We start from the raw sequence: 12,308 nt of genomic DNA on the forward strand, positions 1-12,308 counted from the left end.
GGAACGGTCATTTCGGTGGCGGTTTCACCGTCACCTGAGATAGTGGATATGCGGGCGCGAATGATAGGGAGAGGTTTCGATACGAGCCTCGACGGAAAAGACATTCCTCAGAAGGTCTTCGCTCAATACGTCCTGCGGCGCGCCGGAGGCGACGATCCTGCCCTGCTGCATGATGATCAGCTGGTCGCAGAACATGGCGGCATGGTTGAGATCGTGCAGGGCGACGATGCTGGTGATCGGCAGGCCGGAGACGAGCCGCATCAGCCCGATCTGGTGCTGGATATCGAGATGGTTTGTGGGCTCGTCGAGGATCAGCTCCTGGGGCGACTGGGCGAGCGCCCTTGCGATATGGGTGCGCTGCTTTTCGCCGCCCGACAGGCTTTGCCAGCGATCGTCGCGCTTCTCCGCCATGCCGGCGCGCGCCAGCGCGGCTTCGACCGCCTCTTCGTCGGTCTTCGTCCAGCCTGAAAACATCGACCGGTGCGGGAACCGGCCGAGCTTGACGACGTCGACGACCCTGAGATTCGCATTTGTGGTGGCATGTTGCTCGACGAAGGCGATCCGCCGGGCGATCGAGCGGCGGCTGATCGTGGCGATGTCGCTCCGGTCGAGCGTGATGCGGCCGGAATGCGGCCGCTTCAGGCCGGCGAGAAGCCGCAGGAGCGAGGTCTTGCCCGAGCCGTTCGGCCCGAGCAGGCCGAGCATCTTGCCAGGCGGCGCGTCCAGGGAAACGCCATCGAGAATAGTCTTCCTGCCAATCTTCCAGATGAGGTTGTCGGCCTTGATGCTCATGATGCGCGCTGGAACCGGTAGAGGATGATCGAGAAGAACGGGACGCCCACCAGCGCCGTGACGACGCCGATCGGCAGGATCTGGTTCGGAATGAGGGCGCGCGCGGCGATGTCGGCGAGCACCATGAAGATCGCCCCTGTTATGGCGCAAGCCGGCAGGAGGCGGACATGCAGCGGCCCGACGACAAAGCGGGCGACATGCGGCACGACGAGGCCGACGAAGCCGATCGATCCTACCATGCTGACGATCGTCGCCGTCATCATTGCCGTCAGCGCAAAGAGCGCCATCCGCGCGCGGCCGACATTGACGCCGAGCGAGGATGCCGCCTCGTCACCGAATGCGAAGGCGTCGAGCACGCGAGCGTAAAACAGGCACCCGACAAGGGCGACGCCGACGACGATAGAAACCAGCGCAAATTCCGGCCAGCGCACGCCGCCGAAGCTGCCGAGCAGCCAGAACATGACGTCGCGGGCCTGCTGTGCATTGGCCGAGGTGGTGACGATATAGGACGTCGTGGCGTTGAAAAGCTGCGAAGCGGCGACACCGGCAAGGATGGTCCGATCCGCTCCGCCGCGCGTGCCGTTCGACAGGAGCGCGACGAAGAAGAAGGCTGCGAAGGCGCCGGCAAAGGCGCCGGCCGATAGCGAAACCGCCCCCGAGCCGATGCCCAGGATGACGATGGCGACGGCGCCGGAAGAGGCGCCGGCCGAGATGCCGAGAACATAGGGTTCGGCAAGCGGATTGCGCAGCAGCGACTGCATGATCGCGCCCGACAGCGCAAGGCCCGCGCCGCAAAAGGCGGCGACAAGCGCCCGGCTGAGACGATAATCCCAGATGACGGTTTCATGGATACGGTTCAGTTCGACCGCGGTCCATCCCAGCCGGTTGGTGACGGCCGAAAACGTCGTGGCAAGCGGGATCGGCAGGTCGCCGATCCCGACGCTGACGCCAATGGCGATAGCGATGAGGCAGAAAGAGGCGAGGAGCAGTGCGAGGACGGCTCCCAGCTGCCGGAAGATACGGCCCGCTTCCGTCACTTCAACAGACCGAGAGCCTTCAGCTGGCCGGCCACCTGCTCAGCGCCGTAGACCGTGCGGACGGTCGGGTTCATGGCCTGGCCGTCCATGATCACGATCGCCTTGTTCTTGACGGCGGGGATCTGGCTGACGGCCGGATCGGTGTTCAGGAAATTGATCTTCGCCTCCGGCTTGTCGAGCTCCCAGCGGTTACGATCGAGACTGGCGATGACGATGACGTCGGGATTGGAGGCGATGATGCCTTCCCAGCCGAGCGTCGGCCATTCCGCTTCCGCTGATATCGCGTTGTGCCCGCCGAGCAGGTCGGCGATGAAGCCGGACGCACTGTTCTTGCCGCCGAGATAGGCGTCGGCCGACGGGCTGGGGCTGGAGAACCAGAAAACGTAGGAAAGGTTCTTGCCGTCCTTCGAAACGCTGGAGCGAAGCTTGGCTTCGCGCGCCTTGAAGTCGGCGATCAGCGCCTGGCCGCGATCGGCGACGTCGAAGATCTGCGAGAGTTCGTCGATCTCCTTGTAGAGAAGGTCCATGTTCCACAGCTCGGCGCGGCTGCCGTATTGGTCCTTGACGTCCTTGGTGCTGAGGCAGGTGCTGGGCGAGAGATAGGTCGCGACGCCGACCTTGTCGAAATCTTCGCGCTTGGCGACCTTGCTGTTCGGCCCGACCAGGCTCGGCAGAGCCGCCGCCACGAAATCGGGATTTTCGGCGAGGATCGATTCGAAAGTCGGCATCTCGACGGTCAGAAGCTTGACCTTGGCATTGGCTTCTGCGAGCTGCGGCAGAACCTTGCTCGGCCAGAAGGCGGTGCCGGCCATCTTGTTCTCGAGGCCGAGCAGCAGCAGGATTTCAGCGCTGTTCTGGCCGAGGCCGATCGCTCGTTCGGGCGCCTTCTGGAAAGTCACCTGCGCGCCGCAGTTTTCCAGTGTCAGCGGGTAGGTCGTCGAACCGGCCAAAGACGGATTTGCGGAAAGGCCGATCATGGTTGAGAGGCCGCAGGCGGCCAGAAGCGATTTGAGGCTGGTCACGAAGAATTCCCGGTGCGTGAGTATGTCCGGCCGCCGTATAGCCTCAGAAACAGGCAGAAAACAAGACGAAAAAAATCAACTTATCGCAAAATTGACAGCGCTGCCGGGCAACGTGTCATCGCCCGTTAGACGGCGGCCGCGTTCGTCGTCTATCCGGGCCGATCGGGCGGCATGGTCCCAAAGCACGTCGCTCCAAAGGCGGCATGGTTCGTAGGGTCGATGGAGACGGCATTGTCGGTGCCGAGGGACTGGCTCCGATCTTCCGTGACGGCCCCGAAGCGAACTCGCTCCGATGTCGACAGCATCTGCATAAACTTTGGAACAGGCTCAGCTCAGCTTTGCCACGAGCTTGGCATAGTCCGAAAACGTCAACCGCTCGCCTCTCCTGCCTGCCTCCTCGGCGAGCTGCAGCACACGGATGGGGAACAGGATCGCGGCGCGGTTGGCACCCGACAGTTCATGGTCGTCGTCCTCCTCGACTGCCTTCGTGGCTTTCGAGAGCGCGGCATTGAGTTCCCCGCTGGTAAGCAATTCCTTCTCGACGATCGCATCACATATCGACGCCATGGCCATGATCAGGCCCTTGAGCTGGAGGTTGGCGGTATTCATGAGAGCTCCGAGAAAAACCGAGGGGATCTGTGACGATGGCGCTCCGGCGCATCGCCGATTGCGCCGCAGGATTGCTACGTCAGTCCGATTGAACCGGCCGGATCGTGTCGACGGTGACCACACCGTCGAGGATCCCGCGCGTGACATCGCGCCTGTTCCGGTCGATCTCGATGACGGTGTAAAGCTTGTCGTCGCGAAAGGCGCTGGCATTGACCGTTGTGACATCCTCGGCGGGAGCCGCATCCACTTCCATGAAGTCGAGCTCACGAGCTGCGGCAACGATCCTGGCATCACCCGCCGTTCTGGCAGCGACGACGACGGTACCATGTCCGGGGGAGTTGTCCCATCTCGGATCGTCGGATGCCGCGATCGGCTCCAACCGGTAGATGTTGAGCATCTCGCCGCCGGCGTCGGGCGACGCTTGCGCAGCCGCATCCTTCATTTGCGCCTGGCTCTCGACAGACTTCCCGAAAGTAGTAGGGCTGGTCGCGTTGTTGATTTCTTCTTTGCCTGTCCTTGAGACGTTCGACATATCGCTCTCCATTGTCAGGACGGAAACGACAGCCGGCAGGCAAGTGTTCCCCCACGCAAGAAAAACCGCAAATTCCGCCTAGACGGTTTCCTGCGAGCACTTTCGATATCTGCAACTACCAGGCTCATTTTGGGCGCTGAATCATGTGAGGATGGACGCGGGATGGCCATACCATTTTCTGAGTTGAGCGCTAAATTACCAGTCGTCGAACAGGGGGATTTTCGTGAGCAACCAATCCAGCGAATTCGCGCGCGACAGCGTTGCGGTAGACAGCCTCAATGGGCATGACCACAAAACGATGGCGTTCGACGACGCCAGCGCGCTTCTGGAAGTCCTTGTCGCGGTCCGGCGCGGCGACTTTTCCGTACGGATGCGGTCCGACCTGACGGGTCTCACCGGCAAGGTCGCCGATGCCCTCAACGACATCATCGCCGCCAATCAGCGCATGGCCCAGCAGCTCGAGCATGTCGGGCAGGTGGTCGGCCGGGACGGGCGAACGAGCACGCGCGTACGCTTCGGCCTGTCGGACGGCTCCTGGTCCGAAATGGAAGGATCGATCAACGGTCTGATCGACGATCTCCTATGGCCGACGACTGCCGTCACGCGCACGATCACGGCAGTCGCCAAGGGAGATCTCCTGCGGACCGTGCCGCTGGATGTCGACGGGCGGCCGCTCAAAGGCGAGTTCCTGCGCTCGGCCGATATCGTCAATACGATGATCAAGCAGCTGAGCGTCTTCACTTCGGAAGTGACGCGCGTCGCGCGCGAGGTTGGCACCGACGGAAAGCTCGGCGGGCAGGCGCAGGTGCCGGAGGTGACGGGCGTCTGGAAGGATCTCACCGAAAGCGTGAACTCGATGGCGTCGAACCTGACGGCGCAGGTGCGTAACATCGCGGAAGTGACGATCGCCGTTGCGAACGGCGATCTTTCCAAGAAGATCACCGTCGACGTGCGCGGCGAGATCCTGCAACTTAAGGAAGCGATCAACACCATGGTCGACCAGCTTAGGTCCTTCGCCTCGGAGGTGACGCGCGTCGCCCGCGAGGTCGGCACCGAAGGCAAGCTCGGCGGACAGGCGCTGGTGCCCGGGGTGGCAGGCACCTGGAAGGATCTGACGGATTCCGTCAACGCCATGTGCGGCAACCTGACGGCGCAGGTGCGCAACATCGCCCAGGTGACGACGGCCGTGGCGCGCGGCGACCTGTCGCGCAAGATCACTGTCGACGTTTCCGGCGAAATCCTCGAGCTGAAGGAAACCATCAACACGATGGTCGACCAGTTGAACGGCTTTGCCGGTGAGGTGACTCGCGTGGCGCGTGAAGTCGGCACCGAAGGTCGGCTCGGCGGCCAGGCGCAAGTGCCAGGCGTCGCCGGCACTTGGAAGGACCTGACCGACAACGTCAATTCCATGGCCTCGAACCTCACGGCGCAGGTGCGCAACATCGCCGAAGTCTCGACCGCGATCGCCAATGGCGACCTGTCGAAGAAGATCACGGTGACGGTGTCGGGGGAAATCCTCGAGCTGAAGGAGACCATCAATACGATGGTCGATCAGCTGAATGCCTTCGCTTCCGAAGTCACCCGCGTCGCTCGCGAAGTGGGCACGGAGGGACGGCTCGGCGGCCAGGCCAATGTGCGTGGCGTCGCCGGCACCTGGAAGGATCTGACCGAGAACGTCAACTCGATGGGCGGCAACCTGACAGCGCAGGTGCGCAATATCGCGGAGGTCTCGACCGCGATCGCCAATGGCGATCTGTCGAAGAAGATCACCGTCGACGTGAAGGGCGAGATCCTCGAATTGAAGGAGACCATCAATACGATGGTCGATCAGCTGAATGCCTTCGCTTCGGAAGTGACCCGCGTCGCCCGCGAAGTGGGCACGGAGGGACGGCTCGGCGGCCAGGCCAATGTGCGCGGCGTCGCCGGCACCTGGAAGGACCTGACAGACAGCGTCAATTCCATGGCGTCCAACCTCACCGGGCAGGTGCGCAACATCGCCGAAGTCGCGACCGCCGTCGCCCAGGGAGACCTGTCGAAGAAGATCACCGTCACCGTGTCGGGCGAAATCCTCGAACTGAAGGAGACCATCAACACGATGGTCGATCAGCTCAACGGTTTTGCCGGTGAAGTCACGCGCGTGGCGCGCGAGGTCGGCACGGAAGGCCGGCTCGGCGGCCAGGCGAACGTGCTCGGCGTCGCCGGCACCTGGAAGGATCTGACCGACAGCGTCAATTCCATGGCGGGCAATCTGACGGCGCAGGTGCGCAACATCGCCGAAGTCTCGACTGCGATTGCCAATGGCGACCTGTCGAAGAAGATCACGGTGTCGGTCTCGGGTGAAATCCTCGAGCTCAAGGAAACGCTGAACACCATGGTCGATCAGTTGAACCGCTTCGCTTCCGAAGTGACGCGCGTCGCCCGCGAAGTCGGCACCGAGGGCAAGCTCGGCGGCCAGGCGCAGGTGCCGGGTGTCGCCGGCACCTGGAAGGACCTCACCGAAAACGTCAACTCCATGGCCTCCAACCTCACCGGTCAGGTCCGCAACATCGCCGAAGTCACGACGGCTGTGGCGCGCGGCGACCTGTCGCGCAAGATCACCGTCGACGTGAAGGGGGAAATCCTCGAGCTGAAGAACACCATCAACACGATGGTGGACCAGCTCAACGCCTTTGCCGGCGAAGTGACGCGCGTCGCGCGCGAAGTCGGCACCGAGGGCAAGCTCGGCGGCCAGGCGCAGGTCTCCGGCGTCGCCGGCACCTGGAAGGACCTGACCGACAGCGTCAACTCCATGGCGGGCAACCTGACGGCGCAGGTGCGCAACATCGCCGAGGTCGCCACCGCAATCGCCAATGGCGACCTGTCGCGCAAGATCACCGTCGACGTGCGCGGCGAAATCCTGCTCCTGAAGGATACGTTGAACACGATGGTCGATCAGCTTCGCTCGTTCGCCGGCGAGGTGACGCGTGTCGCCCGCGAAGTCGGCACCGATGGCAGGCTCGGCGGCCAGGCTGTCGTTCCAGGCGTCGCCGGCACCTGGAAGGACCTGACCGACAACGTCAACCTGCTCGCCGCCAATCTGACGACCCAGGTTCGAAACATTGCCGAAGTCACGACAGCCGTGGCGCGCGGCGACCTGTCGCGAAAGATCACCGTCGACGTGAAGGGAGAAATCCTCGAACTGAAGAACACCATCAATACGATGGTGGACCAGCTCAATGCCTTCGCCGGCGAAGTGACGCGTGTGGCCCGCGAAGTCGGCACCGAAGGCAAGCTCGGCGGCCAGGCGCAGGTGCCTGGCGTCGCCGGCACCTGGAAAGACTTGACCGACACGGTCAACGTCATGGCCGCCAACCTGACCGAGCAGGTCCGCGGCATCGTCAAGGTGGTGACGGCGGTGGCGAACGGTGACCTCGAGCAAAATCTCACCGTCGCATCCAAGGGCGAGGTGGCAGCCCTTGCCGAAACCATCAACAACATGACCAACACGCTCGCGACCTTTGCCGATCAGGTGACCACGGTTGCGCGTGAGGTGGGCGTGGAAGGCCGGCTCGGCGGTCAGGCGAATGTTCCGGGTACCGCGGGAACCTGGAAGGACTTGACCGGCAACGTCAACCTGCTTGCCGCCAATCTGACGACGCAGGTGCGCGCCATCGCCGAGGTGGCGACCGCCGTCACCAAGGGTGACCTGACGCGCTCGATCAAGGTCGACGCGCGCGGCGAAGTGGCCGAGCTCAAGGACAACATCAACACGATGATCGACAACCTCAGGCTCACCACCGAGCGCAACACCGAGCAGGACTGGCTGAAGACCAACCTTGCGCGCTTCACCAACATGCTTCAGGGGCAGCGCGACCTGACGCTGGTCGGCAAGATGCTGCTGTCGGAGCTGGCGCCTCTGGTCGGTGCCCATCAGGGGGTCATCTACCAGGTGGATGCCGACGAGCGGCAGCCGGTATTGTCGCTGCTCTCCACCTATGCGCAAGGGGGCGAGTCGGCGCACCCGGCACGTCTCGAGTTCGGCCAGGGACTTGTCGGTCAGTGCGCCAGTGACGCTCGCCGCATCCTGATCACCAACCTTCCCGACAATGTCGTTCCGATAAGCTCCGGCGTGTTCACGACCCTGCCGAGAAGCGCCATCGTGCTGCCGGTGCATTTCGAGGGGCAGGTGAAAGCAGTGATCGAGCTGGCTTCCGCCGGCGAATTCACCGAGTTGCAGCTGTCGTTCCTCGATCAACTGACGACATCGATCGGCATCGTCCTCAACTCGATCGAAGCGACGATGCAGACCGAAGGCCTGCTCAAGCAGTCCCAGCAGCTCGCCGCCGAGCTGCAGACGCAGCAGCGCGAACTGCAGCAGACCAACGAGCAGCTTGGACAGAAGGCGCAGCAGCTGGAGGAGCGCAACGTCGAAGTCGAGGCGAAGAACCAGGAAATCGAGCAGGCCCGGCGCGCGCTGGAGGAAAAGGCAACCGAGCTCGCGCTGACATCGAAGTACAAATCCGAATTCCTCGCCAACATGTCGCACGAGCTGCGCACGCCTTTGAATTCGATCCTCATTCTCGGCCAGCAGCTGGGAGAAAACCCGGATGGCAACCTGTCGGGCAAACAGGTCGAGTTCGCAAAGACGATCCATGGCGCGGGAACCGATCTGCTGAACCTCATCAGCGACATCCTCGACCTGTCGAAGATCGAGTCCGGAACGGTCTCGGTCGATGCCGAGGAGATCTTCGTCAGCAACCTGCTCGAGATGATGGCGCGGCCATTCCGGCACGAGGCCGAAAACCGCAGCCTGTCGTTCTCGGTCGACGTCGGCGCTGATGTCGCAAAAAGCCTCATCACGGATTCGAAGCGATTGCAGCAGATCCTCAAGAACCTGCTGTCGAATGCCTTCAAGTTCACCGCGCAGGGGGGCGTGACGCTTCGCGTGGCTTCGGCAACAAGCGGCTGGTCGTCCGATCACCCCTCGTTGAAGCATGCGCCTTCTGTCATCGCCTTCGAAGTCGTCGACACCGGCATCGGCATACCGCCTGAAAAACAACGCATCATATTCGAGGCCTTCCAACAGGCGGATGCCTCGACAAGCCGCAAATACGGCGGCACCGGCCTCGGCCTGGCGATCAGCCGCGAACTGGCAAACCTCTTGGGCGGCGAGATCCAGCTGCGCAGCACCCCTGGTGTCGGCAGCACCTTCGTTCTCTATCTGCCACTCACCTATGTCGGCGCCGGCGCGGTTGCGCCGAAGACCGTTCCGCCGGCAAATGTCGTGGAATTCGCCGAGGCGGCGGCACACCGCCGGGCCGAAAAACCGACCGAACATGTCGAAGACGATCGCCACCAGATAGCGGCCGGCGACTCGGTGCTGCTCGTCGTCGAGGACGATGCGCATTACGCCCGCGTCCTGGTGGATCTCGCCCGCGACAACGGATTCAAGGTTCTGGTGGCGATGCGCGGCAGCGATGCTCTCGCCCTCGCGCAGGACTACAGGCCGGCGGCGATCTCGCTCGACATCTTCCTGCCCGACATGCTCGGCTGGACGGTGCTGAGCCAGCTCAAGCAGAATCCGCAGACGCGGCATATTCCGGTCCAGATCATCAGCCTCGACGAGGATCGCCAGCATGGGTTGACCCGCGGCGCCTTCGCCTTCATGAGCAAGCCGACGACGCCGGAAGGCCTCGGCAAGGCACTGTCGCGATTGAAGGCCTATGCGCAGCCGCGCCGCAAGCATCTGCTGCTCGTGGAAGACAACGAGGCCGAGCGTTTGAGCGTCACCGCCCTTCTCGGACATGACGACATCGATATCACCAGCGTCGGCTCCGGATCGGAGGCTCTCGCCGCTCTTCGGCAGAATGCCGCCGACTGCGTGGTGCTCGACCTTTCCCTTCCCGACATGTCTGGCTTCGACGTGCTGGAGCAAATACGCGACGACGCCGAGATCGGTGAGGTGCCGGTGGTCGTGTTCACCGGCCGGGAGCTTTCCCCTGAGGAAGACGCGACATTGCACAGCATGGCCCGGAGCGTCGTGGTCAAGGGGGTCGAGTCACCCGAACGTCTGCTGGATGAGACGGCCCTGTTCCTGCACCGGGTTGTCGCCGACCTGCCCGCCGCAAAACAGGCAACGCTGCAGGACTTGCACAACTCGGATGAGGATCTCGTCGGCGAGAGCGTGCTACTCGTCGACGACGATGCCCGCAACATCTTCGCGCTGAGCAGCGTCCTCGAGCGCCGGGGAATGAGGGTCCTGACCGCGACGACCGGCAGCGAAGCCATCGACGTCATCAATAACGAACCCTCTGTCGCGATCGTGCTGATGGATATCATGATGCCTGGAATGGACGGTTACGAGACGATGCAGGTCATCCGTTCGGAGCCACGGTTCCGGCGGCTGCCAATCCTGGCGCTGACGGCCAAGGCGATGAAGGGCGACCGCGAGAAATGCCTGGAAGCGGGCGCGTCCGACTACCTGGCGAAGCCGGTCAATACCGAACAGCTGTTGTCGGCTCTTCGCATGTGGCTGCATCGCTGAGGATCTCGCCATGAACCCCGTCAACATTCTCCTCGTCGACGACCAACCGGCAAAGCTCCTGAGTTACGAGGTCATACTCGAAGAGCTCCAAGAAAACCTCATCAAGGCGCAATCCGCGCGCGAAGCCTTCGAGCACCTGTTGCGCACCGAGATCGCAGTGATCCTTGTCGATGTCTGCATGCCGGAACAGGATGGGTTCGAGCTCGTCAGCATGATCCGGCAGCATCCGCGCTATCAGAACACGCCGATCATCTTCGTTTCAGCCGTGATGCTGGCGGAACCCGACCGGCTGCGCGGCTATGCGGTGGGCGCGGTCGACTATGTCTCCGTCCCGATCGTCCCCGAAGTGCTGAGAGCCAAGGTGCGGGTCTTCGCCGATCTCTACAGGAAGACGAGGGAACTCGAACGCCTGAACGCCGAGCTGGAGGCCCGCGTTCATCAGCGCACCGCCGAACTTGAGGCCTCGGCAGCGCAATTGCGTGAACTCAACGAGGAACTTGAGCATCGGATCGATCAACGGACGCGCGAGCGCGAAGAGGCGCTCGCACAGCTGTTCGAGGCGCAGAAGCTCGACACGATCGGTCACCTGACGGGTGGCGTGGCGCACGACTTCAATAACCTTCTCATGGCGGTTCTCGGCAGCCTGAACCTTCTGAAGAAACGGCTTCCGGCCGATGAACGCAGCGAACGCCTGGTGACGAATGCGATTCAGGCGGCCGAGCGCGGCACGGCGCTGACCCAGCGCCTGCTTGCCTTCGCACGCCGCCAGGAACTCAAGCCGCAAGCGGTCGACTTCTTCAGGCTGTTCGAAAACGTCGAGGATCTTCTCGCCAAGGCGGTGGGGCCGCGCATCGAAATCCGCAAAAGCATCCCGGCGGATCTGGCGCCCCTCCTGGTCGACAGCAACCAGTTGGAACTGGCGCTGCTTAACCTGTTCGTCAATGCGCGGGATGCGCTCGAAAGCGGCGGAGCCGTGACGGTTGCCGCGGCGGCAGCCGAAGACGCCCGGCCGACCAGCCTCGCGGGCGGAAATTACATCAGGATTTCGGTCTCGGACGATGGCGAGGGGATGGACGAGGCAACGGTCTCGCGTGCCGCCGAGCCGTTTTTCACCACCAAGGGGGTCGGCAAGGGCACCGGGCTCGGCCTGTCGATGGTGCATGGCCTGGCAGCGCAATCCGGCGGCTCGATCCAGATATCGAGCGTCAGGGGCAAGGGCACGACAGTTTCTCTGTGGCTGCCCGTTGCCGAAACCTTCGTCAAGGTGCAGCCGGCCGTCGAGCCTCCGGCGACGGAACCGTTGAAACCGGCGTCGCGGCCGCTTGCCATTCTGGTTGTCGACGACGATGCCCTTGTCAGGACGGGAACCGTGGCGATGCTGGAGGATCTCGGGCACCTGCCGCAGGAAGCGTCTTCCGCTTCCCAGGCTTTGGAATTCTTTGCTGACGGACAGGGTTGCGATCTCGTCATCACCGATCATGCCATGCCGGGGATGACGGGCGCCGAGCTTGCGCGCCACCTTCGCTCGTCCTTTCCAGGCCTGCCCATCATCCTGGCCTCGGGCTATGCCGAGTTTTCCGAGGATCATGGCCTCGGCCGGATGCTGCGGATGAAGAAGCCATTCACGCAGGAACAGCTTCAGGCGGCCATGGACCAGGCGCTCTCGGGCAAAGTCGCGGCGGCCTGACGATCAAAGCGTAAACATGCCGAGGCGACCGGCGCGGCCATCCTGGTGATAGCGGCCGCTTTCGCGCGTCCGCTTGCGGACGAAACTTTTTGCTCCCGCAAAAGTT

General features: G+C 63.0%; 7 protein-coding genes. 2 read left to right on the forward strand and 5 right to left on the reverse strand.

Going from position 1 to position 12,308, the window contains the following annotated elements; translation table 11 throughout:
* Positions 1–30: 30 nt before the first annotated feature.
* The 5 genes from A6U98_RS33245 to A6U98_RS33265 all read right to left on the reverse strand — a co-directional run bounded on the left by A6U98_RS33245 (position 31) and on the right by A6U98_RS33265 (position 4,004).
* A complete protein-coding gene (locus tag A6U98_RS33245; RefSeq protein WP_064655471.1) occupies positions 31–792 on the reverse strand; it encodes an ABC transporter ATP-binding protein in 762 nt (253 codons plus the stop codon).
* Complete coding sequence (locus A6U98_RS33250) at positions 789–1,829, reverse strand: iron chelate uptake ABC transporter family permease subunit (protein WP_017956699.1); 1,041 nt, start codon at positions 1,827–1,829, stop codon at positions 789–791. Before A6U98_RS33250 ends, A6U98_RS33245 begins: the two co-directional genes overlap by 4 nt.
* Positions 1,826–2,851: an ABC transporter substrate-binding protein gene (locus A6U98_RS33255; RefSeq protein ID WP_064655472.1), complete on the reverse strand. Its 1,026-nt coding sequence runs from the start codon at positions 2,849–2,851 to the stop codon at positions 1,826–1,828. Before A6U98_RS33255 ends, A6U98_RS33250 begins: the two co-directional genes overlap by 4 nt.
* 327 nt (positions 2,852–3,178) lie before the next feature.
* A complete protein-coding gene (locus A6U98_RS33260) occupies positions 3,179–3,460 on the reverse strand; it encodes a hypothetical protein (protein ID WP_064655473.1) in 282 nt (93 codons plus the stop codon).
* A 79-nt stretch (positions 3,461–3,539) separates the two neighbouring features.
* The gene (locus tag A6U98_RS33265) at positions 3,540–4,004 is read right to left on the reverse strand and encodes a hypothetical protein (RefSeq protein ID WP_082934039.1); all 465 of its coding nucleotides are present in this window, start codon (positions 4,002–4,004) and stop codon (positions 3,540–3,542) included.
* A gap of 211 nt (positions 4,005–4,215) precedes the next feature.
* Here A6U98_RS33265 and A6U98_RS33270 point away from each other — a divergent pair, with 211 nt between their 5' ends.
* Both A6U98_RS33270 and A6U98_RS33275 read left to right on the forward strand, forming a co-directional pair.
* A complete protein-coding gene (locus A6U98_RS33270) occupies positions 4,216–10,515 on the forward strand; it encodes a HAMP domain-containing protein (RefSeq protein ID WP_064655475.1) in 6,300 nt (2,099 codons plus the stop codon).
* A gap of 10 nt (positions 10,516–10,525) precedes the next feature.
* Entirely contained in the window at positions 10,526–12,202 is a 1,677-nt protein-coding gene (locus A6U98_RS33275; protein ID WP_064655476.1) for a response regulator, read from the forward strand.
* Positions 12,203–12,308 lie beyond the last annotated feature (106 nt).

Origin of the sequence: Rhizobium sp. WYCCWR10014 (assembly GCF_001657485.1) — a bacterium.
Classification (GTDB): Bacteria; Pseudomonadota; Alphaproteobacteria; order Rhizobiales; family Rhizobiaceae; genus Rhizobium.